Annotated in this window: 21 protein-coding genes; 15 read left to right on the top strand and 6 right to left on the bottom strand. The window is 61.4% G+C overall.

Features of this window, described 5'->3' with window-relative positions; translation table 11 throughout:
- Positions 1-2 precede the first annotated feature (2 nt).
- On the bottom strand, positions 3-683 hold the full coding sequence (locus ACIROY_RS03130) for a class I SAM-dependent methyltransferase (RefSeq protein ID WP_402339578.1): 681 nt from the start codon (positions 681-683) through the stop codon (positions 3-5).
- Positions 684-870: 187 nt separating this feature from the next.
- On the opposite strand from ACIROY_RS03130, the gene ACIROY_RS03125 reads away from it, so the two are divergent.
- Positions 871-1,458, top strand: a complete 588-nt coding sequence (locus ACIROY_RS03125) for a hypothetical protein (RefSeq protein WP_402271263.1) — start codon at positions 871-873, stop codon at positions 1,456-1,458.
- A gap of 7 nt (positions 1,459-1,465) precedes the next feature.
- Here the strand turns inward: ACIROY_RS03125 and ACIROY_RS03120 are convergent, their stop codons facing one another.
- Positions 1,466-1,738 (bottom strand): hypothetical protein, encoded by a 273-nt coding sequence (locus tag ACIROY_RS03120; RefSeq protein WP_402339575.1) that lies wholly within the window; start codon positions 1,736-1,738, stop codon positions 1,466-1,468.
- A 148-nt stretch (positions 1,739-1,886) separates the two neighbouring features.
- On the opposite strand from ACIROY_RS03120, the gene ACIROY_RS03115 reads away from it, so the two are divergent.
- Together ACIROY_RS03115 and ACIROY_RS03110 are read left to right on the top strand one after the other, a co-directional pair.
- Positions 1,887-2,165, top strand: a complete 279-nt coding sequence (locus ACIROY_RS03115) for a hypothetical protein (protein WP_402271268.1) — start codon at positions 1,887-1,889, stop codon at positions 2,163-2,165.
- A complete protein-coding gene (locus ACIROY_RS03110) occupies positions 2,165-3,163 on the top strand; it encodes a cation diffusion facilitator family transporter (protein WP_402339572.1) in 999 nt (332 codons plus the stop codon). The genes ACIROY_RS03115 and ACIROY_RS03110 overlap by 1 nt, the downstream gene beginning before the upstream one ends.
- On the opposite strand, the gene ACIROY_RS03105 is transcribed toward ACIROY_RS03110, so the two are convergent.
- A complete protein-coding gene (locus ACIROY_RS03105) occupies positions 3,160-3,669 on the bottom strand; it encodes a GFA family protein (protein ID WP_402271273.1) in 510 nt (169 codons plus the stop codon). The genes ACIROY_RS03110 and ACIROY_RS03105 overlap by 4 nt on opposite strands.
- A 31-nt stretch (positions 3,670-3,700) precedes the next feature.
- On the bottom strand, positions 3,701-5,503 hold the full coding sequence (locus tag ACIROY_RS03100; RefSeq protein ID WP_402339569.1) for a thiamine pyrophosphate-binding protein: 1,803 nt from the start codon (positions 5,501-5,503) through the stop codon (positions 3,701-3,703).
- A gap of 131 nt (positions 5,504-5,634) precedes the next feature.
- On the opposite strand from ACIROY_RS03100, the gene ACIROY_RS03095 reads away from it, so the two are divergent.
- Together ACIROY_RS03095 and ACIROY_RS03090 are read left to right on the top strand one after the other, a co-directional pair.
- Positions 5,635-6,216 (top strand): DUF4142 domain-containing protein, encoded by a 582-nt coding sequence (locus ACIROY_RS03095; RefSeq protein ID WP_402271278.1) that lies wholly within the window; start codon positions 5,635-5,637, stop codon positions 6,214-6,216.
- A gap of 172 nt (positions 6,217-6,388) precedes the next feature.
- Entirely contained in the window at positions 6,389-6,616 is a 228-nt protein-coding gene (locus ACIROY_RS03090; protein ID WP_402271280.1) for a hypothetical protein, read from the top strand.
- Positions 6,617-6,654: 38 nt separating this feature from the next.
- On the opposite strand, the gene ACIROY_RS03085 is transcribed toward ACIROY_RS03090, so the two are convergent.
- Positions 6,655-7,542 carry a PCC domain-containing protein gene (locus ACIROY_RS03085; protein ID WP_402339566.1) on the bottom strand — a complete coding sequence of 296 codons (888 nt, stop codon included), beginning with the start codon at positions 7,540-7,542 and terminating at the stop codon, positions 6,655-6,657.
- 299 nt (positions 7,543-7,841) lie between these two features.
- On the opposite strand from ACIROY_RS03085, the gene ACIROY_RS03080 reads away from it, so the two are divergent.
- The 9 genes from ACIROY_RS03080 to ACIROY_RS03040 all read left to right on the top strand — a co-directional run bounded on the left by ACIROY_RS03080 (position 7,842) and on the right by ACIROY_RS03040 (position 19,790).
- Positions 7,842-8,279, top strand: a complete 438-nt coding sequence (locus ACIROY_RS03080) for a MarR family winged helix-turn-helix transcriptional regulator (RefSeq protein WP_402271285.1) — start codon at positions 7,842-7,844, stop codon at positions 8,277-8,279.
- Positions 8,280-8,376: 97 nt separating this feature from the next.
- Positions 8,377-9,846, top strand: a complete 1,470-nt coding sequence (locus ACIROY_RS03075) for an efflux transporter outer membrane subunit (protein ID WP_402339564.1) — start codon at positions 8,377-8,379, stop codon at positions 9,844-9,846.
- Positions 9,847-9,912: 66 nt separating this feature from the next.
- Positions 9,913-11,115 (top strand): HlyD family efflux transporter periplasmic adaptor subunit, encoded by a 1,203-nt coding sequence (locus ACIROY_RS03070; RefSeq protein WP_402271290.1) that lies wholly within the window; start codon positions 9,913-9,915, stop codon positions 11,113-11,115.
- A 17-nt stretch (positions 11,116-11,132) separates the two neighbouring features.
- On the top strand, positions 11,133-12,722 hold the full coding sequence (locus ACIROY_RS03065; protein ID WP_402339561.1) for a DHA2 family efflux MFS transporter permease subunit: 1,590 nt from the start codon (positions 11,133-11,135) through the stop codon (positions 12,720-12,722).
- A 108-nt stretch (positions 12,723-12,830) separates the two neighbouring features.
- Positions 12,831-15,437 (top strand): EAL domain-containing protein, encoded by a 2,607-nt coding sequence (locus ACIROY_RS03060; RefSeq protein WP_402339558.1) that lies wholly within the window; start codon positions 12,831-12,833, stop codon positions 15,435-15,437.
- 180 nt (positions 15,438-15,617) lie between these two features.
- Positions 15,618-18,038 carry an ATP-binding protein gene (locus tag ACIROY_RS03055; RefSeq protein ID WP_402339556.1) on the top strand — a complete coding sequence of 807 codons (2,421 nt, stop codon included), beginning with the start codon at positions 15,618-15,620 and terminating at the stop codon, positions 18,036-18,038.
- Positions 18,039-18,097: 59 nt separating this feature from the next.
- On the top strand, positions 18,098-18,817 hold the full coding sequence (locus tag ACIROY_RS03050; protein ID WP_402340140.1) for a methyl-accepting chemotaxis protein: 720 nt from the start codon (positions 18,098-18,100) through the stop codon (positions 18,815-18,817).
- A gap of 16 nt (positions 18,818-18,833) precedes the next feature.
- Complete coding sequence (locus ACIROY_RS03045) at positions 18,834-19,385, top strand: hypothetical protein (RefSeq protein WP_402339553.1); 552 nt, start codon at positions 18,834-18,836, stop codon at positions 19,383-19,385.
- Between the two features lie 36 nt (positions 19,386-19,421).
- Entirely contained in the window at positions 19,422-19,790 is a 369-nt protein-coding gene (locus ACIROY_RS03040) for a response regulator (RefSeq protein ID WP_402271303.1), read from the top strand.
- 6 nt (positions 19,791-19,796) lie between these two features.
- Here ACIROY_RS03040 and ACIROY_RS03035 read toward each other — a convergent pair whose 3' ends face one another.
- Positions 19,797-20,789 carry a helix-turn-helix domain-containing protein gene (locus ACIROY_RS03035; RefSeq protein WP_402339550.1) on the bottom strand — a complete coding sequence of 331 codons (993 nt, stop codon included), beginning with the start codon at positions 20,787-20,789 and terminating at the stop codon, positions 19,797-19,799.
- A 222-nt stretch (positions 20,790-21,011) separates the two neighbouring features.
- On the opposite strand from ACIROY_RS03035, the gene eat reads away from it, so the two are divergent.
- On the top strand, positions 21,012-22,382 hold the full coding sequence (eat, locus tag ACIROY_RS03030) for an ethanolamine permease (RefSeq protein WP_402339548.1): 1,371 nt from the start codon (positions 21,012-21,014) through the stop codon (positions 22,380-22,382).
- Positions 22,383-22,418: the final 36 nt, after the last annotated feature.

The following is a 22,418-nucleotide window of genomic DNA, read 5'->3' as shown; positions in this document are numbered from 1 at the left end:
GTTTACGGTTTCTTTAACAGGACAATCGTTTGGCCGATGCTGTAAACATCATCCTGCGGCTCAATGTATCTGGTGACTTTAAAACCGGTTTTCTCCGCGAGCGTATCAATTTGATTCCGTGACAAGAACATATTCAAATGTGGCGTCGGTTGGCCATACGTGAAATGCCGGACTGCATCGGCTTCAAGTATGTTCCAGTGTTTGTCCATCTCCAAAAAGGAGAAGAGAAACAGGCCGCCGGGCTTCAGTTTTTGAAAAATATCGTGCGTGTACAAAAGTATTTCTGTTTGCAACAGATGCGTAAACACGCTGAACGCGTAGACGAAATCAAACGTTCCGTTTTCGCCGGGTATCTGCAAGGAATGATTCAGCTGAAACTGGTAATTCGGAGGAGAAACCGTCTTGGCATAGTCCAGGAGCTCGGGAATGACATCGACACCGACGAACGATCGAAGTTGGACTTTTTGACCGAGCTTCGTTGCAACCCGCCCGCTGCCACAACCAAAATCCAGCACCGTCATGCCATCGCGCAGTCCGCAATGAGTCAATAAGTTGGCGGCTGCATTGCCCACTCCATCCCAGTTGCCGCCGACTGCAAGGCTCATGGCCTCATTCAACGGGTGAGCCTTGATCAAATCCCGTACGTGCTTTTCGTAGTCTTCTAAAAAATGGAACTTGGCCATAACGCTCTCCTTTGAATGCCTGATGGAAACTCCGGCCCACATCTTACAACATAGTATCCAGATGCGCCCCGCAGCAATTCCTACAGGAAAATGCGGAGCTCGCCTATCGTGAAGCGCTTGTGCGCCGACTAGTATCGGTACAAGACGACAAGAGTGCTTGGCGGCTTACATTTGCAAGGAGATTTACATGTCCTCGATCATATTAGGCAGATTTCAATTGGTGGATGAGACCGAGTACGCAGTGGATGAGCTGGTCCAGGCCGGCTATTCGCGCGACGCGATCACCACTTTCTATCTCAATCCGGCCGGTCAGCACGACACCTATCCGGTTGGCGGCGACCGCGACGAATCGCCCGGCGCCAAGGACACGCCCGCCGGCGTGGCGGCAGGCGCAGCGACTGGCGCCGTCGTCGGCGCCACGGTAGGTTCTGCCACTGCACCGGTCACCGGGCCCATAGGCCCTGCACTGGGTGGATTGGTCGGCGCGCATCTGGGTTCTCTGGTGGGTACGCTCAACACCACCGATGATACCGACGAGGGTGGTCGTCATACGCAGGAAGTGGAAGTGCGCAAGGCCGGCATGCGCGTGGCAGTGGCGGTGGAAGGCACACCGCAGGAAAACGAAGCGATCGCCTTGCTGCATTCACTCAAGGCGGCCGACATCGAGCGCAGCGAGGGGCATATCGAGCACGGCGACTGGGACGACTTCGATCCGCTGGCGCCCCCGCGCTACGTCGACCTGCAGGGCAATCGCTCCTATACGGGTCGAATCTGATCCGGGATCAGGGCCAAGGCATCGGCGTCACGTCTTCATATTGCGCATTTTGCGAATTTTGCGCGCTGGCGGGACGCTGATCTGCGTGTTTGCCTGAATTCAGGCGCGCGCCGAGCAGCAATTGCAGCTCGCGGTCGGTCGCGATGAAATCGGACGCCTGAAGCGGTTGGGCCGTGTTGGGCCAGTTTTCCACGGCCCAGCGGCGCAGCTCAAGATAACGGCGCATCAGTTCGTCGGCATATTGTTCGCGGGCTTGCGGTTCATTCGGATGGGCATTCATCAATGGCTCCTTGCAGGTTGGCGTGTCAGGTCCAAGCCTAATCCCCCGGGACCCGGCACGGCATCGGACAGCGCCTGATTGCCCTGTAGGACGGCGCGGACGACGCCGATGCACAAATACAAAACAAATACAAAGAAAGAAGGCCGCCATGATGGATGTAGTCGGATGGATCAGCGCATTATTGTTGCTGCTGACGGTGTCCGCCCAGGTCTTCACGCAATGGCGCAGCGGCAGTACCAAGGGCGTTTCGCATTGGATGTTCATCGGCCAGCTGGCTACCTCGACCGGATTCGTGATCTACAGCGCCAGCGTCGACAACTGGGTGTTCGTGGCGTCCAATGCGGCGACTTTGTGTGCGGCATTGGTGGGGCAGGTAGTGTACCTGCGCAATCGCCGCCGCGCGCCGCGAGACTCCGGGGATAGCTGATGGCGCGCTCCTCCCGGCAACTATTGAGCCGCTTGCAGCAGCCCGCAGAATCGTCGCGGCTGGTCATCTATGCGGCGCTCGCAGGCAACTTGCTGGTTGCCATCACCAAGCTGTGGGCGGCGATATGGACCGGGAGTTCGGCCATGCTCAGCGAAAGCATCCATTCCCTGGTCGACATGGGCAACGAGCTACTGCTGCTGTACGGTTTGCATCGCGCCAATCAGCGTCCCGACCACGATCATCCACTCGGCTACGGCCGCGAAGTGTACTTCTGGAGCTTCGTGGTGGCGGTGCTGATCTTTACGCTCGGGGCCGGCCTGTCGATCTATGAGGGCATCCATCACATCCTCGATCCAGAACCGATTGAAAACGTCGTCGCCAGCTACCTGGTGCTGTTTGCGGCGGCCATCTTCGAAGGTTGCTCCTGGCTGCTGACCTTGCACAAGTTCAAGGGCGGCAAGCGTTATGCCGACCTGCCCGACGAGGTGAGACACAGCAAAGACCCGCCGACGTTCATCGTGCTGCTGGAGGACACGGCCGCAATATTGGGCATTATTGCCGCCTTCATCGGCATCTGGCTGTCGCAGCATTTCAATGAACCAGCCTGGGATGGCGTCGCCTCCATCGTGATCGGCGTGATTCTGGCAGCGACCGCCGCCGTGTTGGGGCAAGAAACCAAGGGCTTGCTGATCGGCGAGCGTGCGCGGCAGGAGGTGCTCGATTCCATCCTCGCAGAAGCGACCTCGCTGGACGGCGTGGTAGGCGCCAACGGCGTGCTGACCGTCCACCTGGCGCCGCATCAGATCCTGGCGGCGCTCAGCGTGGAATTTGAAGACGATCTCAAGACGCCGCAGATCGAAGCGCTGGTCATTGAAATGGAGACGCGACTGCATGCGCTGCATCCGGAAATCGTGGCACTGTTCATCAAGCCGCAAACGGCGGGCCGCTTCCGCGATGTGCTGCACAAGCAGCGCAACGAAGATCCGGCGAAGATTTAATCTTCACTGCCAGATTCAGACTCAGCAAAGCCGTGGCGCTGATGCCATTCCAGCAGCGATTCCTTGGGGAATTGTCCGAACTGCTTATCCTTGCGCCCGGCCTTGACTTCGACCCACGGCGCTTTGTAATCCAGCAGCAGGTGCGTGTATTCGGGCGGCGTCGGCAAGGGCGTATCGATGGCGGACGCGAATGGATGCACCAGGTCCGGCCAGGTCGGATCGTACAACCACAGCGCGCTGCCGCAACGGCGGCAAAAATGGCGCTGGCCGGTGCTGGTGTGGATACGTTTCTCACCTTTGCGCTTGAGACGGGCGTGATAGACGCTGACGTCGTCGGCTCCCTTGACCTTGAGACTGTGGAAATCGCCGCCGAGGTTGACGGCGTAACCGCCGCCGCCCTGAGTCTTGCGGCAGATCGAGCAATAGCAGCGCTGGTAAGGGTAGGGCGTGTCGCTGTTGAGCGTGAAGGTGACGGCGCCGCAGTGGCAGGATCCTTTGAGTTTCATGTCTTCCTCATCTGGGTTTTCCTTGGCGGGCTCAACCGGCGCCGCCCATCGAAATCATCGCTTCCTTGATCTTGGCCATGCCGAAATGCCAGATCTGGTCCAGTTTGATATGCGGCATGATCGGCAGCTCGGACGGATTGATGAATACGTTCAGGATAGCCGGTCCGGGCGCAGCAAGGAACGGTCCCAGCACTTCTTCGAGCTGCGAAGGCGTCTTGGCCGCAAAGCCTTGCGCACCGCAGGCGCCGGCGAACAACGCAAAGTCGAGGTTGGGAAATTCGGCGCCTTCGAAGGCGGGCAGGCCGGCTTCTTCCATTTCCAGATGCACCAATCCCCATTCGCGATTATTGAACACCACCACCTTGACCGGCAGTTTGTGTTCCACCGCAGTCATGAACTCGCCCAGCAACATCGTGAAGCCGCCGTCGCCTGCGGCCACGATCACCTGCCGATTCCGATCCAACGCCTGGATGCCGTTGCCCTGGCCCAGCGAGGTGCCGACGGCGGCGTTGTTGAACGAAGCCAGCAGACGCTGGCGGCCGCTCTGGCGTATCCAGTTGCCGCACCAAAGCGTCACCACGCCGGTGTCGACCACAAACACGGCATCATCGGCGGCGCGATCACTCAGGCGGCGCGCCAGGTATTGCGGCTTGATCGGGCCCTTGTCCGGATCCTTCGGCAGCACGGCATGCTTGTCGAGCGTCTCGTTCCATTGCTTGCGATGCTCACCGACCTTGCGCAGGAAGGCGGTATCGGTCTTGCCCTGCACCTGTTGCAGTAACTGCGTCACCGCCGGGCCAACCGAGCCGGTGATGCCGAGGTCGACCGGCATGCGGCGACCGAGGACGAATCCGCGCTCGTCGATCTGTACGGTCTGGGTGCGTGTGGGAAGAAATTCGGAATAGGGATAGTCGGTGCCGAGCATCAGCAGCAGTTCGGCGTCGCGCATGGCGTCAATCCCGGGGGCGCCGCCGATCAGGCCAACGCCGCCGATCCAGTGCGGGTGATCGTAGGGCAGCATGTCCTTGGCGCGGAAGGTGTGCGCGACCGGGGCTTGCAGCTTTTCTGCCAGCACGGCGATGTCGGCAATGGAGGAGCGCGCACCGTTGCCGACGAAGATAGCGACCGACTTGGCGGCATTGATCAGTTGCGCGGCATGGGCGATTTCGCTTTCGGGCGGCGTCACTTCCGGTTGCGGCCGCAAGGTGTTGAGGCTGGCCACGGCAGCAGGGCCGGGCAGCTTGGCGCCAATCACGTCGGCCGGGATGCTGATGTGGGCAACGCCGCGCTGATGATAGGCCTGGGCGATGGCCTGGTGCACGACTTGCACGGCTTGCGCGGGATCGATGATGGTCTGGGTGTAGGCGGCGACATCACGGAACAGCAGGTCGGGATTGTTTTCCTGCAGGTAGTCAATGCCGCGCCGGCTGGCCGGAACGCCGCCGGAAATCGCCAGCACCGGCGCATGATCCTTGCGCGCTTCGTACAGCCCCGCGACGAGGTGGTTGGCGCCTGGGCCGGTGGTGCCGCAGCAGACCGCGAGCTTGCCGGTGAGTTTGGCCTGTCCGGCGGCGGCCAGCGCGGCGCCTTCTTCATGGCGTACGCCTATCCATTCGATGCGCTTGTCCTTGCGCACGGCTTCGGTGAAGGGATTGAGCGCATCGCCGACGACGCCGAATATCTGTCGGACGCCGATGGTGTGGAGGGTTTCAACGAGCATTTCGGCGACGGTGGTGGACATGGCTTCCTCGACAGGGTGGAGTAGCCGTTCAGCATAGGCTTGCCTTGGTGACGCCAGTATCGGCAACTGCGGTAAATCGCTGTAGGAATCCATCCAAGCTCCTGAATTCTTACAGGCAAGAGCGGCGCTGTCCGATTTTTCGCGACGTTTTGCTGCATTACATTGAACACAAGTTGCAGCGGCGACGTCCGCAGCCACACTCAAATTCAATAAGGAGAACCACCATGTCATCCACTTTCCGCATGCCATCCGCCAATATTGCGCCACGCCGTTCCGGCACCCTGATCAAGGTCTTTGGCCTGACTGCCATGAGCGTCGCGAGCCTGGCGCTGCTGATGGGCCATGCACGCGCCGATGAACTGCCGCGCGCCGACAAGAGTTTCCTCAACAGCGCCGCCGAAGCCGGTAACGCCGAGGTCAAGGCCAGCAAGATCGCGCTGGAAAAGACCACCAATCCCGATGTGAAGAGTTTCGCCACGCTGATGGTCGACGAACACACCACCGTCGGCGACAATCTCAAGAAACTGGCCGCCACCAAAAACGTCGAACCGCCGACCGAACCGAGCGTCGCCCAGCGCGCCAAGATCGCCGTGCTGGAGAAACTCGACGGCGCGACCTTCGACAAACAATACGTGAGCATGATCGGCGTCTCGGCGCACAAGGACGCGGTCAAGCTGTTCAGCAAGAACGCCGCCGAAGCCAAGGATCCGGACGTCAAGGATTTTGCCGCCAAGACCTTGCCTGGCCTGCAACATCACCTGGACATGGCGAATGCGCTGAAGGCCAAGCTGGACGCCAAGAAGTAAGTAGAACTACGAAGTAGCGTTGCGACATACATACCGAATCCCCGAGTTGCACCCCCCGCCTGCCGCCAGGCGCACATGTTCCCCTGCATGAGTCTGGCGGCAGTTTTTTGTCCGGTTGTCCGGTTGTCTGAGTGTCTGGATTTGCCGGGTGATTGTTTCGGCAGGAGGCAGCATGAAAAAGACCGCATCGACAGCAACAATTGAATACGTGCCTTGCGTGCTCAAGCTGGACAAGCACAAGTTCGCCTGTTACGTCGAGCAGTTCATCGGTAAGGTGCCGCCGCTGGACATGACGCCGAGCGGCGTCAGGATTGTGTCCAAACGCAAGAAGGCCTGGCGTGCTGCGATCGCCATGGCGCGACTCTGCAGCAGTAAATCAAAACAGCGAGAACAGAGATAAGGCCGGATTGTTTCTGGCCTTCATCTCGTTCCTCCGCGTCACTCCACTTCTTCCAATACCAGTTCAAAGCAGATCAGCACCGGATTGCGTCCGCGCGCCAGCACGCCTTCGCACACGTGGCCGCGTGGATCGATCAGGGCGATATCGAGCTGTGCCCGTACGCCTTCATGGCCTCGGCTGACGTGGCCGGAACGCACCAGGATTTCGGTGGCGCGATCCTCGATCACGCGGCCGTCGTCGAATTCCGCGCCGATGATGCTGCCGACGCTGCCGCGCACGATGGCGTTCTTGATGCTGTGCGTGCGGCAGACTTCCTCTATCGCCATGGTCAGGTCTTCATCGGGCCGGATGCGCGCCAGCAAGGTGCGACGGCCGCCGTCGCCGGTCTCTGCCGCCACCATGGCAGGGTGGAACAGGGTGAAATTGGTTTCCGGATCGAAGCGCGTTTCCATGGTGGCATTGTGCACGCCCCAGGCTTGCGCCTGCGCGGTTTCGGCGACGATACTCTGATCCATCAGCATGTGGCCGCCGCGGCGCCGGCCTTGTTCGTCGGTCCACACCGCATGGCAATGCACGAAGGGCGCGCCGTCGCGGCGGCCGAACGTGGCGCAGGCCAGCTCGATCGTGACGCCGCCGGCGACTTCGTGCGGATCGCTGTAGAAAGCGGCGTGCTTGCCATCGTGGGACAGCGCCGGCATCAGATAGTGGTGCGGTGAAACCTTGAGGTTTTCGATGCGGATGGTGCCGCCTGCAATGCCGGCGGCCGCCAGCGGAATGGCGATGGCGTCGCGCAGGTTGCGTCCGGCTTCGAGCGTGATGGTCACCGCCATGGCCGGGCCGGCCAGGCTGACGATGCGTACGGGGTCGGGCGCGCCGGGATGGCGGGCGGTACGTCCAAATACGGGGGCTTGTTCGAGTGTCTGCATGCTGTCTCCTGGTGTCCTCGTTGCCGCGATGCGTGCCGCGGCTTGTCGTCGGTGGGGTAGGCCGGTGGGCCAGGTAAACATGGTATCCGGCTTTGGGATTTCATGTTTTCGGGGGAAAAGCCAGGTTTCGATTGGACTCCGGTAATTCGACGGGATTGGCATCCCGCCCGGAAAGACAGATCCACAAAGGCTTTGAGCGTACTGATCATCTTATTTAAGGGAGCTTGTCCGGATAGATGTCGAATCTGCATTGACAATATCTGACTAGTCAAATATATTGAAGCCATCACGGAGAGCACATGAAACACTACACGAAAGACAACTTCCATCCCACCACAAGCGTCGGCTTTTCTCTGGTCAAGGCCCGCAACGTGGTCATCGCCGAAATGGACGCGGTGCTGAAGGGCCTGGACATTACCGCGCAGCAGATGGGCATCATCTTGTGCGTGGGTCGCGGCATCGCCACCACGCCGTTCGAACTCAGCAAGATGCTGGAAATCGATTCGGGCCTGATGACCCGCATGCTCGACAAGCTGGAGAAACAAGGCCTGCTGGCGCGCGAGCGCAGCGTGGAAGACCGCCGCAGCGTCAATCTCGGTTTGACGGAGCAGGGCGTTGCGACAATGAAGGAGATTCCGAAGGTGGCGCCGGAAGCATTGAACCGCCGTCTCAAGGATTTCACACAGGAAGAATTTCTGGAGTTTCACCGCTTGCTGGAAAAGTTCTTGCAGGGGTAGCCGGACACCGTTTTTTGTCAGTTGCAGGATCGCTGTTGAATCAGTCACGGGCTTTTTACGCCCCATTTTTTTAAACATTTATTTGACAAGTCAGAAAATGAATAATCAATTATCTATTAATCGGGAAAGCCAGCGCCCCGGTCGCTATGGCGCCATGTTCGCGGCCTTGCTGGCTGCAGCGATGATGTCGGCCTGCGCCAATTACGCCGGTATCGGCAGCGACAGCAAACTGACGGCAGCAGCCGATCTGCAACAGACACAAAGCCTGGCGGCGCCGCATGGAAACTGGCCGGCCGCCAACTGGGCCAATCAGTTTGGCGACGCACAACTGGCCGCACTGATCAATGAAGCGCTCAAGTCCAGCCCGACGCTGGCCGAAGCGCAGGCGCGTCTGCAAGCCGCCGCCGCCTTCACCGAAGAAGCGCGCGCCCAGACGCTGCCGAAGGTCGGCGCTGACTATGCGTACTCACGCCAGCAGTATTCCTCGACCGTGCTGGTGCCACCGCCGTACGCCGGTTCCTGGCAGTCGGAAAACAAGGCTGTTGTCAGCGCCTCGTATGAACTCGATGTCTGGGGCAAGAACAGCGCGGCATGGAAATCCTCGATCTCCAAACTGCGCGCCGCCGAAGCGGAGCAGGAAAAAGTGAAACTGACGCTGAGCGCCGCCGTCGCCGTCACCTATAACGAACTCGCACGTCTGACTGCATTGCGGGATCTGGAGCAAGAGGAAGTGCTGGCCTGGCAAGGCATCGCCGATATGGCGCAACGCCGTCTGCGCTCCGGCCTCGATACCGAAGTCGAGCAGCAGGGCGCACAACGCAACCTGGCTGCCGCCCGCGCGACACTGACCGCGCTGGACGGCCGCATGTTCGACACCCGTTATCAACTGAGCGCCTTGCTTGGTCAAGGCCCGGATCGCGGTTTGCACATTGCACGTCCAGACCTGGACAGCGGCGACGCGGTGACGGTGCCTGACAACCTGCCGGCCGATCTGGTCGCACGCCGTCCGGATTTGACGGCAGCGCGCTGGCGCGTCGATGCGCTGACGCATGGCATCGATGTCGCCAAGGCCGACTTTTATCCAAACATCAACCTGAGCGCCGCCATCGGCCTGGATGCCTTCGGCTTCGGCCGTTTCCTGAACGCCGCCAGCCGCACCGCGAGCGCAGGTCCGGCCATCCATATTCCTATCTTTGACGCTGGCGCATTGCGCGCTCGCCTGAAGGAACGCTATGCCGATTACGACGCCGCCGTGGCCGCCTACAACGGCACGCTGGTGTCGGCGCTGTCGGATATCGCCACGCAACTGGCGCGCATCCGTTCCGGCGATGCACAGCTGGTCGATGCACGCCTTGCCGCTCAGGCTGCAAACCGTAGCTGGAAACTGGCCGACAGCCAGTATCGCGGCGGCCTCAGCAGTCAGACCAGTGTCTTGCAAGCGCGCATTGGCGCATTGGCGGCCGAGCAGGCGATCGTCAATCTCGGCATGAACCGCCGCAGTCAGCAGATCGCCTTGGCGGCAGCGCTGGGCGGCGGCTTTGTCGCTCCTGCGGACCACGCCGACTGAACAAATCAATCGATCAAGCGAATTCAACTTACTAGTTTACTCAATTCAAGAAAACAGGTGCTCATCATGGAAAACAAGGAAAACCTCGGACCCACAACGCAGCCAAACAAAGCGGCCTCTGCAGGCCTGGCGGGCAACAACGGCAAGCGCAAGACCATGCTGGTCTGGCTCGGCGTTGGCGTGATCGCCGCATCGGCTGCGTATGCCGCCTACTATTTCGGTTACAGCCGCTATCACGAGGAGACCGACGATGCCTACGTCTCCGGCAACCTGGTCCAACTGACCTCGCAAGTCGCCGGCTCGGTGGTGACCATCAACGCCGACGACACGCAAATCGTCAAGGCCGGCGAACCGCTGATCCAGCTTGACCGGGCCGACGCCAAGGTCGACATGATCAAGGCTGAAGCGGCGCTCGCGCAGGCAGTGCAGCAAGTCAGTACGCTGTACGTCAACAACGGTGTCTATGAAGCCCAGATCGCCCAGCGTCACTCCGACCTGGCGCGCGCCGAAGACGACTTGAAGCGCCGCCTCAGTGTTGGCGTAGCTGATAGCGGCGCCGTCTCGGCCGAAGACATGGCCCATGCACGCGCTGCCGTGACCGCCGCCAAGGCCGGCCTGCAGGTCGCGCAAGAACAGCTGGCGTCGAACCATGCGCAGACCGGCAAGACCTCAGTAGCGCAGCATCCCAACGTCATCGCCGCCGCCGGCAAAGTCCGCGAAAGCTATCTCAACTATGCACGCAATACCTTGCCGGCACCGGTCACCGGCTACGTCGCCAAGCGCGCCGTGCAGCTCGGCCAGCGGGTAGCCCCGGGTACGCCGCTGATGGCCATCGTGCCGCTGGACGGCGTCTGGGTCGATGCCAATTTCAAGGAAACCCAGGTCCGGCATATCCGTATCGGCCAGGACGTGACGCTGCACGCCGACGTCTACGGCGGCGACATCGAGTACCACGGCAAGGTGGTCGGTTTTTCCGCCGGCACCGGCAGCGCCTTCGCCACCTTGCCCGCGCAGAATGCCACCGGCAACTGGATCAAGGTGGTGCAACGCCTGCCGGTCCGGATCCAGCTCGATGCGGAAGAACTGCGCGCCCATCCGCTGCGCGTCGGCCTGTCGATGCAAGTCGACGTCGCCACTCGCAAGCAGGACGGCACCGAACTGGCCGCTGCCAAGAACGCCTCGTATCAGACCCGTGTGTTCGACAACTACGCGCAACAGGCCGATGCCGAGATCGATCGCATCATCAAACAAAACCGCATCGGTAGCTGATACCTCACAGGTGACCCATGAACACACTTGATCAATCTGAGCAGGAAAAGCCGCCAGGACCGCCGGCGCCGCCGCCTCCGCTGACGGGAGGAAAGCTGGTCCTCGCCACTTTCGCCGTCGCGCTGGCGACCTTCATGAACGTGCTGGATTCGTCCATCGCCAATGTCGCGATCCCGACCATCTCCGGCAACCTCGGCGTCTCGGTGGACGAGGGCACCTGGGTCATCACCCTGTTCGCCGCCGCCAACGCCATCTCGATCCCGCTGACCGGCTGGCTCACGCAACGCATCGGGCAGATACGCCTGTTCGTGATTGCGATCCTGCTCTTCACGTTTTCGTCGTGGCTGTGCGGCGTGGCGCCGACCTTGCCGATTCTGCTGGCTGCACGCATCTTGCAGGGCGCCGTGGCCGGTCCGCTGATTCCGCTGTCGCAGGCAATCTTGCTGAGTTCCTATCCCAAGGCCAAGAGTTCGCTGGCGCTGTCGCTGTGGGCCATGACCGCCACCGTCGGCCCGATCGCCGGTCCGGCGCTGGGCGGCTGGATGACCGACAGTTATTCGTGGTCGTGGATCTTCTACATCAATATCCCGGTCGGCATTTTTGCCGCCGCCGTGACCTGGGCCATCTACAAGGATCGCGACACGGCAACCAAGTCGATTCCCATCGACAAGGTCGGCCTGCTGTCGCTGATCGCCTGGGTGTCGGCGCTGCAGATCATGCTCGACAAGGGCAAGGACCTGGACTGGTTCCATTCGCCGGTGATCATCGGGCTGGGCGCCTTCGCGCTGGTCAGCTTCATCTTCTTCGTGATCTGGGAGCTGACCGAGAAGAACCCCATCATCGACCTGCGCCTGTTCCTGGGACGCAATTTCCTGGGTGGCACGGTGGCGATCTCGGTGGCGTACGGCGTATTCTTCGCCAATCTGGTGATCCTGCCGCAGTGGATGCAGCAATACCTCGGCTATCGCTCGGTCGATGCGGGCCTAGCCACTGCACCGCTTGGCGTCTTTGCAGTGCTGCTGGCGCCGGTGATGGGCAAGCTGGTGCCGAAGTCGGATACCCGCATCCTGGCGACCATGGCCTTCGTCGGCTTTGCCATCGTGTTCTTCATGCGCTCGCTCTACACCACGCAAGCCGATACCTGGACGCTGGTGCTGCCGACGCTGCTGCAGGGGATTCCGACCGCCTTGTTCTTCGTGCCGCTCACCGCAATCATCCTGTCCGGCCTGTCGCCCGACAAGATTCCCGCCGCCGCTGGGTTATCCAATTTCGTGCGGGTATTTTTCGGCGCCGCCGGCACCGCGATTGCCAGCACTGCCTGGAGCGACCGCAATATCCTGCATCACTCGCGCCTGATGGAGCAGGCCAGCCCGCTCAACCCGGCCTTCAACGAGTCGATCGCGCTGCTGCGCAACAACTTCGGCATGACGTTGGAACAAGCCCAGGCGCGCTTTGAACAGACACTCAATTCGCAGGCCACGATGCTCGGCATCAATGACATCTTCTGGATTTCGGCGGTGATCTTCGTCGCCATCATCCCGTTGATCTGGATCACCAAACCGGCATCCGGCGGTTCTTCGGCAGCCGCGGCAGCGGCCGCGCACTAGACGTCTCAATCGATACCGGGCCACCGTCAACGCGGTCCGGTTCCAGCGCAACACCACGCAGTCCTCAACAGTCCGGATTCAATGGAATGCCGGCAGGAGATGCACACCATGGAAAACATCGACCAACTCATCGCCGGCATCGTGCGCGACACCGGACTGGACAGTGCCGAGGTCGTCGCCGGTCGCAAGCAGTTCCTCGAATTCACGGACGCCGACGTCGACCAGCTGCGCAGCATCCATGCGTTGCTGCGCGAAAACCGCAGCGACTTCACCGAGGATTTTTATGCGCACCTGCTGCAATTCCCCGGCTTGCAGGACCTGCTCGCGGAAGAAGGGCGCGTGGACAGGCTGAAGCACACCATGGCCGGTTACTTCGACGGCATGACGGCGGGCGACTACGGTGGCGATTATGTGCGCGACCGCCTGCGGGTCGGCGCCGTGCACCAAACCATTGGCCTCGATACGCACTGGTACATCGGCGCCTATCGCAAGTATCTGTCGGGATTGCTGCCGGTGTTGTGGAAGCTGCTGGCGCAGGAGCCGGCACGCTTCTTCGCGGCAACCAACGCCTTGCTCAAGGTGGTGTTCTTCGACATGGGGCTGGCGCTCGACACCTATGCCGCGGCGGATCACCAATCCCTGCTGCGCTACCGCAACTACGCCGAACACATCGTCAGCTGCACGCCGAATGGTTTGCTGGTGATGGACGCGATGTTCCGCATCCGCTCGATCAATCCGGTGATGCGCCGCCTGCTGGGCATGGACGAGGCTGAGCCGGTGGAATACCGGGTGTTGCCGCATGTGTCCAGCGTGGAGCCGCTGCGGCGCGCGGCGCAGGACACCCTGATCACAGGCACGCCGCATTTCGCGCTGGACTTGTCGGGCGAGGGCGGGATTGCGGGCGCCGCCAATTTCCAGTTCAGCCTCACGCGTACCGAGGTCGAGGGCGAATACCTGCTACTGCTGATTGCGCAGGATATTTCATCCATTCTCGACGCCAAGGCCGAGCTGGCCGAGAGCGAAGAGCGCTTCCGCCTGTCGTTCCGCCAGACCGCGGTCGGACTGGCGCATCTGGCGCCCAACGGCCATCTGCTTCGCACCAATGAGAAGCTGCAACAGATCCTCGGCTACGACGAATCCGAGCTGACCGGACTGACCTTGCAGACGATCACGCACCCCGATGACATCGAACAGGACCTTGCGATGATAGGGCGCGTGTTGTCCGGTGAGATCAAGGACTACACGCGTGAAAAACGCTACCAGCGCAAGGACGGCGAATACATCTGGAGCCGGGTGGCGGTGTCGGCCATGCTCGACAGCCGCGGCAACGTGCGCTTCATCGCGGCGATCGAAGACATTACGCAACGGCGTGCAGTGGATCAGGAGATGCGTCACCTGGCCAGCCACGACGCGTTGACCAACCTGCCCAATCGCAGCCTGCTTACGGACCGCCTGTCGCAGTCTATCCATCATGCGCGGCGCTCGGGCAAGTCGGTGGCGGTGCTGTTCATTGACCTTGATCGCTTCAAGAACATCAACGACAGCCTCGGTCACGACGTCGGCGACCTGGTGATCATCGAGGCGGCGCGCCGCCTGTCGATGTCGGTACGGGCCGGCGATACGGTGGCGCGCCTGGGCGGCGACGAGTTCGTGGTGATACTCAACGACGTCAGCCGGCGCGAAGACGTGGCGGCGATCAGCAGCAAGATTCTCGACACCATCGCCGAGCCGATGCTGCTGCGCGGCCACGAGCTGTACCTTAGCGGCAGCGTCGGCATCAGCCTGTACGCCGACGACGGCGACGACAGCGCGACGCTGCTCAAGAACGCCGACACCGCGATGTACCAGGCCAAGCAGGCCGGCAAAGGGCGCCACAAGTTCTACGTCGACGCCATGAGCAAGGGCGCGATGGACTACCTGCGGCTGGAGGGCGCATTGCGGCGCGCGCTGGAACGCCGCGAGTTCGTGCTGGACTACCAGCCGCAGGTCGACATCCCGACCGGGCGCATCGTCGGCTTCGAGGCGCTGATCAGGTGGAAGCCGCCGGGGCAGCCGGTCGTGTTCCCCGACAAGTTCATCTCCATCGCGGAAGAGACCAGCCTTATCGTCCCCATCGGCGAGTGGGTGCTCGACACTGCCTGCCGCCAGGTGGTCTCGTGGCAGCAAGCAGGGCTGGGCGGCGAGATCAAGATGTCGGTCAACCTGTCGGCGACCCAGTTCCGCCAGGACGACATTGTCGAGATGGTCCGACGTACGCTCGATCGCACCGGCTGCGCGGCAGACAACCTGGTGCTGGAGATTACCGAAAGCGTCGTCATGGAAACGCCGGAAGCCGCCGCTGAAGTCTTGCGCCAGCTCAGCGCGATGGGGGTGAAGCTGGCGATCGATGATTTCGGCACCGGTTATTCCAGCCTCAGCTATCTGAAGCGTTTTCCCATCCACACGCTCAAGATCGACCGCAGCTTCATCCGCGACATCGCCATCGACAACGACGACGCCGAGATCGTCAAGGCGGTCATCGCGCTGGCCCATGCCATGCAGCGCAATATCGTCGCCGAGGGCGTGGAGGAGCGGCGGCAACTGGACTTCCTGCGCCGCCAGGGTTGTGACCAGGCACAGGGTTACTACTTCGGGAAAGGCATGTCCGGGCATGCGGCGACCGATTTGCTGATACGGCAGACGCTGTACGACTCGGCGCGTTTGCATGCGGCGTGACGAGTTACGTTTGTCCGGCTCCAAATTAATTGATGCACGGCAATAGTCATTCTATTCCCCTGTTTGACCCGTGTTGTCATGGAGTAGTAATACTTGAATGCAACAATGCGGCCATCACAAAAGAGCCGCGCGTTCCACCCCAGAGGACGTGCCGCTTGCCAGTCTCCAGGGAAAAGACAAATGACTATCCGTCTGCGCATTACCTTGCTCGTCATCCTTACGTTCATCGCCATTTCAGCCATCGGCGGCTACGCCGTGTTCCAGTCGCGCAGCAGCGCGGTCGAGGTCAAGTCCGTGACGGAAGGCGTGGTGCCGAGCGTGCTGGCATCGTCGGACCTGGTGGGCCAACTCAAGGATGTCCAACTGGCGGCCATGGTGATGGTGGCCGAGACCGATGCGCAACTGGTCATCCAGGAAAATGAGAAGCTCGCCGCCAAGAAGGCCACACTCGAAAAAGCGCTGGAGTTCCAGGCAGGGCAGGCCGCAAGCCAGGCGCAGAAGGGCCTGATCGAACAGGCCAAGGAAAGCCTGGACAACTATTTCGGCGCCATCGACAGCACCGCCAAGTTCAAGCTGGCCGGCAAGGATGCGCTGGCGCAGGCATCCTTCTTCGGCAACGTGGTGCAATACCAGGCTGAACTCGAAGGCGTGGTCGACACCTTGCGCATCGAGAAGAACCGCAGCAAGGACAGTGCGATCGCCGCCCTGAACCAGAACCTGGCGTCGACCACCACGACGATCTCCGGCGTCACCGCCGTGGCCGTGATCGCGCTGGCGCTGATCGGCTTCCTGCTGTATCGCCAGATCACCGGCCCGATCAGCCGCATGCAAACCATGATGACCGAAATCGCCGCCAGCCAGGATTTCACGCGCCGCCTGCCGGTCGATCGCATGGATGAAGTGGGACACTCCATCGTCGCCTTCAACGGCATGGTCGAAAAGATCGAGGAAGCCTCGGCGCTGGTCAAGCAAAAGACTGCCGACATGCAGGCCATGCTGCAGAACATCCCGCAAGGCATCCTGACCGTGGTCGACGGCAACAAGGTCCATCCGGAATATTCCGCTTTCCTCGAAACCGTGTTCGAGACCACCGACATCGCCGGCCGCGACCTGATGGACCTGGTATTCGCCGGCACCACGCTGGGCGCCGATACGCTGTCACAGATCGAAGCCATCGGCGGCGCCTGCATCGGCGAAGACATCATGAACTTCGAGTTCAACGAACACCTGATGGTCGGCGAAGTCGAGAAGAAGATGGCCGACGGCCGCGTCAAGATCCTCGACCTGAGCTGGTCGCCGATCACCGACGACGCCGACACCGTGATCCGCCTGATGCTGTGCGTGCGCGACGTCACCGAACTGCGCAAGCTGGCGGCGGAAGCCAACGAACAGAAACACGAGCTGGAAATGATCGGTGAAATCCTCGCCGTGGCCGCGCCGAAGTTCGAAGACTTCATCGCTACGTCGCGCCGCTTCCTCGACGAGAACGAGCAGATCGTCCATCAGAATCCGGAAGCCACTGCCTTCGCCATCGCCAAGCTGTTCCGCAACATGCACACCATCAAGGGCAACGGCCGCACCTACGGCCTGCTGCACCTGAGCAACGTGGTGCACGACGTCGAGCAGCACTACGACGACCTGCGCCATCCTGACACCGGCGCTGTCTGGGAACAGGAGCGCCTGGTGCAGGATCTGGCCCGCGTGCGCGTCGCCATCGACCGCTACGCTCGCATCAACGAAGTCACGCTGGGCCGCCAGGCCGCGCCGGAACAGGCGGCAGCGGTGGAACGTCACATCCTGACCATCGACCGCAAACATATCCAGGAAAGCCTGCATCGCCTCGAAACCGTCAACACCGCCAACCTGCATGAACTGGTCGCAGTCCGCAACGCCGTGCGCAAGACGCTGCGCCTGCTCGGCACCGAGCCGGTGGCCGACATCCTGGCCAGCGTCACTGACTCGCTGCCGGCGCTGGCAAGCGAGCTCGGTAAAAACGCACCGGTCGTGGCGATCGAAGACAACGGCTATGTCATCCACGCCCATGCCTCGGCGCTGCTGCAGAATGTATTCATGCACCTGATCCGCAACGCCATGGATCACGGACTGGAAACGCCGGAAGAACGCCGATCCAAGGGCAAGAATGAAACCGGCACGATCCGCCTGCAGCTCGGCGTGATGGACAACATGCTGCACATGGCGCTGTCCGACGACGGCCGCGGCCTGGCGCTGGCGCACATCCGCCGCACCGCGGTCGACAAGCAACTGATCGCCGCGGATGCGGTGCTGAGCGACGCCGAACTGGCGCGCCTGATCATGCGCGCCGGCTTCTCGACGCGCAGCGAAGTGACCGACGTGTCCGGCCGCGGCGTCGGCATGGACGCAGTACTGGATTTCGTGACGCAGGAGCACGGCCGTATCGAGATTGAATTCCTGGATCACGCAGAAGGCGCCGATTTCCGCGCCTTCCAGATCAATGTCCTGCTGCCGGAAAGCATCGCCGTGGAAGTCGACGGCATCGATGTCGCTTATCCATTGCCGGATATTGATCAGGCAGCACCGGCCGGCATTCTTGTCGCCGGCAGTGATCCGCAGGTGGCCTGAACGGGCGGAGCAGGGCAAGACTATTGCCGTAACGGATTTATCGCAAGGAACGTTTCATGATGTTGAACCAGATTCTTTTTGTCTTGCTGGGGGCGCTGTTGTCAGGCTTGCCGCTGGCCCTGATGCTGAAACGCCAGAACACGCGCATGCGGCGCATGGTCGACGTCGACCAGGTCGACACGCTCAAACGCAACGTCCAACTGACGCTGGACGAGCATCAGCAGAATATCGACGCGCACCGGCAAGAGCTGGAAGCGCAACGTCGCGACAATGACGTGCGCCTGGCGCAAACGCAGCGCGACACCGAGAAGGTGGTGGCGCAGCTGAGTTCGCAGAATTCGCAAAGCGTCGCGCGCGTGCTGGAGAATTGCGACGCCTCGCAGGAGACCATCTCGAATCTGCTCGGCCTGATGCGCACCTTCGAACGCTGGCACGACGACATGAACGTGCTGATCACGCACAACCGCGAGATGCACCGCAAGAACGACGAATTTGCGCTGATCGTCAACCAGGTCATCATTGTCGCGCTCAACGCGTCGATCGAAGCGGCGCGCGCCGGCACCCACGGCCGCGGTTTCGCGGTAGTGGCGTCGGAAGTGCGCGACCTGGCGCAGCGCGCTGAGAAACTGTCCAAGAGCTATCGCGCCAACCTGTATCAGAACGACCTGATCACCACTACCACGTTCCAGGATCTGCAGGCAGGCGGCAAGATGATCATCGGCGCCGTCATCGGCCTCGACCTGATCAACAAGAAAACCAAAGAAGCGCTGGCCGCCTGACATTGAGAAACAGACCATGCTGACCCAATCCGCCAAAGACGGCTTCGACACGCTGCTCACGCAATCGCTGAAATCCGGCATGGCGCCGTCCGGCACGCCGGTTGAGGTATCGGTCCTGGCCGACGACGCCGTGATTCCGGAAAAAAAGATGGTGGTGCTGACGGTGTCGTCCTATCTGTTCCGTCTGATGGCGATGTTCTATTTCACGCCCGACGCGGCCACCCGCGCCCATTTCGCGCGTCTCAACAATATCGACGCTGCCGAGATGAGCGAGCAGACCTTCATGGACGCCATCGCCGAAAGCGGCAACCTGTGCTGCGGCATCCTCAACCGCGATCTCGGCAATTTCTTCCCGCACATCGGCATGTCCACGCCCAACGTCATCGACAGCAACTGTGCCGCCTACCTGCAAACGCTCAACTGCCAGCATGTGCGCCACTTCGCGGTCGACATGGACGGCGCGCCGCGTTTCCACGTCACGCTGAGCGTTTCGGCCTATGCCGACATCGATTTTTCGGTGTCGGCCGACGAACTGGGCAGCGACACCGGCGAGCTTGAGCTGTTTTAACTCCATTCATCCAACGAAAAGAACCATAGAGAACCCATGGCACAAATCCTTGTAGTCGACGATTCCAGCACGGTCCGCGCCGAAGTAGGCGATTTCCTCAAGAAGAACGGCCTCGACGTGGCCCTGGCCGTGGACGGCCGCGACGGCCTGGTCAAGCTCAAGGGCGATCCGTCGATCAAGCTGGTGGTGTCCGACGTCAACATGCCCAACATGGACGGCCTGACCATGGCGGAGAAGATCCGCAGCGAACTCGGCAACGCCGCTGTCAACATCATCATGCTGACCACGGAAAATTCGCCGATCATGAAAGAGCGCGGCAAGGCGGCCGGCATCAAGGGCTGGATCGTCAAGCCATTCAAGGGCGACGCCGTACTGGCCACGTTCAAGAAACTGGTCGGCGCCTGAGTCTGTTCAGGCGGCGGTGCGCAAGACGCTGGACGGCGACTCGCCGAAAAGCTTCTTGTAGTCGCAGGAAAACTGGCTGAAATTGCTGAATCCCCAGGCGGCGGCAACGTCGCCGATGCGCACCGCCTGCGATGCGCCGGCGGCGGCACCCTGCATCAGCTGGCGTCGCACGCCATTCAGGCGCAGCGAGCGCAGGTAGGTCATCGGGCTGATGCCCAGCACATCTTCAAAACAATATTGCAGCGTGCGGCGGCTCACGTGCAGCTGCTCGCACAGCATGGAAATCGTGATCGGCACATCCTGGTTGTCCATCGCGTAGTCGCGCGCATCGCCGACGATGCGCCGACGCCGCAGCAGGCTGGTGCAGGCTTCGCTCTCGACTTCGCCGGCGTCGAGCATCGCCAGCAGCGTCGTGACAACCTGGTCTTGCTGCATTGCCTTCGCGCTGTGCGGGGTTGCCGGATCGAGCAAGGTCTGGATGTGCTGCGCGCAGGCATTCAGTGCGCCCTGGCCGACGTGCAGCAATTCCGCCGAGGCCAGCTTGGACCATTCGATCCGGCAGCCGAGGCGATCGGCCGCGGCGAGCAGGGTATTGCGCTGGATCACGATGCCGAGGATGGCATGATCGTCGGGTGTCATCAGTTCGAATTCGTGGTGGCCCGGCTGCGTCATGATCATGCCGGCGCCGACACTGCGGCCGTTGATGCGCATGCCGCCCGCCTGCGGCTCGATGCCGAACCAGAAAGCATCCGGCCAGACACAGCAGGATTGCAGCACGGCGCGGCTGCTGCGTTCCCGGAATATCTGCAAGCCGTCGGCTTGCCATTCATTCAATTCGCCGCAAAAACGACCGTGCGTGATCTGGTCGTAGCGTTGCTCCCAATTGGTCAGATTGTGGGCGTGCTCATCCACGTCGTGCGCGACAACGGTGCGCAGTACCTCGCCGATGTGCGCCGGCGGTGCACCCGGACGGGCCGACGAAGATGAGTGATGGAACATTGACAAGAGCTTTATCCCGTTGAAGTGAGCATGGCGATTTCCGGTGAGGTGACGGCACCGCAACTTTGCCGATTTTCGATAACGCCGGTTTTTCCCCGTTGTTATATTCAATGGCGGGGTCAATGAAAACGTTTGCAAGCAAACGTTATGCCCGCAACGGCCGTTGCCCCGTTCCGATTGGTCTCCGATCAATCGCATTCGCCATTGCACAGGAGCATTCATATGGATTCAGCGACATCCAGCCAGCATGCGGGTCTCAAGCCGGTGTTGAGCACATTGCAGCTGTGGGGCATCGCCGTCGGGCTGGTGATTTCGGGCGAATATTTCGGCTGGAGTTACGGCTGGGCGTCGGCCGGTACGCTCGGCTTCACTGTCACCGCGCTGTTCATCGCAGCGATGTACACGACCTTCATCTTCAGCTTCACCGAACTGACCACGTCGATCCCGCATGCGGGCGGTCCGTTCGCCTACAGCAAGCGGGCATTCGGTCCGACCGGCGGTTACCTGGCCGGCGCGGCGACGCTGATCGAGTTCGTGTTCGCACCGCCGGCGATCGCGCTGGCCATCGGCGCCTATCTCAACGTGCAGTTTCCGACGGTCGATCCCAAGCTCGCGGCGCTGGGGGCCTACCTCGTCTTCATGACGCTCAATATCGTCGGCGTGCAGATCGCCGCGACCTTCGAACTGTGCGTGACGCTGCTGGCGATCTTCGAACTGCTGGTATTCATGGGCGTGGTATCACCGGGCTTTTCGCTCGCCAATTTCACCAAGGGCGGCTGGTCCGGCAGCGACAGTTTCAGCCTGGCCTCGATTCCGGGCATGTTCGCGGCGATCCCGTTCGCGATATGGTTTTTCCTGGCGATCGAAGGCGTCGCCATGGCGGCGGAAGAGGCCAAGGATCCCCGACGCTCCATTCCGATCGCCTACATCACCGGCATCCTGACGCTGGTGGTGCTGGCCATCGGCGTGATGCTGTTCGCCGGCGGAGCAGGGGACTGGAGCAAGCTGTCGAACATCAACGATCCGCTGCCGCAGGCGATGAAACTGATCGTCGGCGCCAACAGCAACTGGCTGCACATGCTGGTGTGGCTGGGCCTGTTCGGCCTGGTGGCGTCGTTCCACGGCATCATCCTGGGCTATTCACGCCAGATTTTTGCCTTGTCGCGGGAAGCCTACCTGCCTGCCTATTTCGCCAAGGTGCATCCGCGCTTCAAGACGCCGCACCGCGCCATCCTGGCCGGCGGCGCAGTCGGCATCGCGGCGATCTACAGCGACGAACTGATCACCATCGGCGGTCAGACGCTCACAGCCAACATCGTCACGATGTCGGTATTCGGTGCAATCCTGATGTACATCCTGAGCATGCTTAGCCTGTTCAAACTGCGCCGCAGCGAAGCCGGCCTGATGCGGCCGTTCCGGGCCCCGCTGTATCCGTTCTTCCCGGCGTTCGCGCTGTTCGGCGCGCTGGTCTGCATGGCGACCATGATCTATTACAACCCGCTGATTTTCGTCATCTTCCTGGCGTTCCTGGCGCTCGGTTACGGCTATTTCCTGATGACGGGCAGCCAGCGTGCTGCGGCTGCCGTCAATTGAAGTCGGCATTCATTTTTGCAGCACGCTTCATCCACC

Origin of the sequence: Herbaspirillum sp. NPDC101396 (assembly GCF_044767365.1) — a bacterium.
GTDB lineage: Bacteria > Pseudomonadota > Gammaproteobacteria > Burkholderiales > Burkholderiaceae_D > Herbaspirillum.
The sequence above is the reverse complement of the archived record's forward strand: the minus strand, read 5'-3'. Positions and strand labels throughout refer to the sequence as shown.

What these genes read in the sequence shown, in the direction of transcription:
- ACIROY_RS03130 (WP_402339578.1), bottom strand. Translation starts at nt 683, where the DNA reads ATGGCCAAGTTCCATTTTTTAGAAGACTACGAAAAGCACGTACGGGAT.
- ACIROY_RS03125 (WP_402271263.1), top strand. Translation starts at nt 871, where the DNA reads ATGTCCTCGATCATATTAGGCAGATTTCAATTGGTGGATGAGACCGAG.
- ACIROY_RS03120 (WP_402339575.1), bottom strand. Translation starts at nt 1,738, where the DNA reads ATGAATGCCCATCCGAATGAACCGCAAGCCCGCGAACAATATGCCGAC.
- ACIROY_RS03115 (WP_402271268.1), top strand. Translation starts at nt 1,887, where the DNA reads ATGATGGATGTAGTCGGATGGATCAGCGCATTATTGTTGCTGCTGACG.
- ACIROY_RS03110 (WP_402339572.1), top strand. Translation starts at nt 2,165, where the DNA reads ATGGCGCGCTCCTCCCGGCAACTATTGAGCCGCTTGCAGCAGCCCGCA.
- ACIROY_RS03105 (WP_402271273.1), bottom strand. Translation starts at nt 3,669, where the DNA reads ATGAAACTCAAAGGATCCTGCCACTGCGGCGCCGTCACCTTCACGCTC.
- ACIROY_RS03100 (WP_402339569.1), bottom strand. Translation starts at nt 5,503, where the DNA reads ATGGATTCCTACAGCGATTTACCGCAGTTGCCGATACTGGCGTCACCA.
- ACIROY_RS03095 (WP_402271278.1), top strand. Translation starts at nt 5,635, where the DNA reads ATGTCATCCACTTTCCGCATGCCATCCGCCAATATTGCGCCACGCCGT.
- ACIROY_RS03090 (WP_402271280.1), top strand. Translation starts at nt 6,389, where the DNA reads ATGAAAAAGACCGCATCGACAGCAACAATTGAATACGTGCCTTGCGTG.
- ACIROY_RS03085 (WP_402339566.1), bottom strand. Translation starts at nt 7,542, where the DNA reads ATGCAGACACTCGAACAAGCCCCCGTATTTGGACGTACCGCCCGCCAT.
- ACIROY_RS03080 (WP_402271285.1), top strand. Translation starts at nt 7,842, where the DNA reads ATGAAACACTACACGAAAGACAACTTCCATCCCACCACAAGCGTCGGC.
- ACIROY_RS03075 (WP_402339564.1), top strand. Translation starts at nt 8,377, where the DNA reads ATGAATAATCAATTATCTATTAATCGGGAAAGCCAGCGCCCCGGTCGC.
- ACIROY_RS03070 (WP_402271290.1), top strand. Translation starts at nt 9,913, where the DNA reads ATGGAAAACAAGGAAAACCTCGGACCCACAACGCAGCCAAACAAAGCG.
- ACIROY_RS03065 (WP_402339561.1), top strand. Translation starts at nt 11,133, where the DNA reads ATGAACACACTTGATCAATCTGAGCAGGAAAAGCCGCCAGGACCGCCG.
- ACIROY_RS03060 (WP_402339558.1), top strand. Translation starts at nt 12,831, where the DNA reads ATGGAAAACATCGACCAACTCATCGCCGGCATCGTGCGCGACACCGGA.
- ACIROY_RS03055 (WP_402339556.1), top strand. Translation starts at nt 15,618, where the DNA reads ATGACTATCCGTCTGCGCATTACCTTGCTCGTCATCCTTACGTTCATC.
- ACIROY_RS03050 (WP_402340140.1), top strand. Translation starts at nt 18,098, where the DNA reads ATGTTGAACCAGATTCTTTTTGTCTTGCTGGGGGCGCTGTTGTCAGGC.
- ACIROY_RS03045 (WP_402339553.1), top strand. Translation starts at nt 18,834, where the DNA reads ATGCTGACCCAATCCGCCAAAGACGGCTTCGACACGCTGCTCACGCAA.
- ACIROY_RS03040 (WP_402271303.1), top strand. Translation starts at nt 19,422, where the DNA reads ATGGCACAAATCCTTGTAGTCGACGATTCCAGCACGGTCCGCGCCGAA.
- ACIROY_RS03035 (WP_402339550.1), bottom strand. Translation starts at nt 20,789, where the DNA reads ATGTTCCATCACTCATCTTCGTCGGCCCGTCCGGGTGCACCGCCGGCG.
- eat (WP_402339548.1), top strand. Translation starts at nt 21,012, where the DNA reads ATGGATTCAGCGACATCCAGCCAGCATGCGGGTCTCAAGCCGGTGTTG.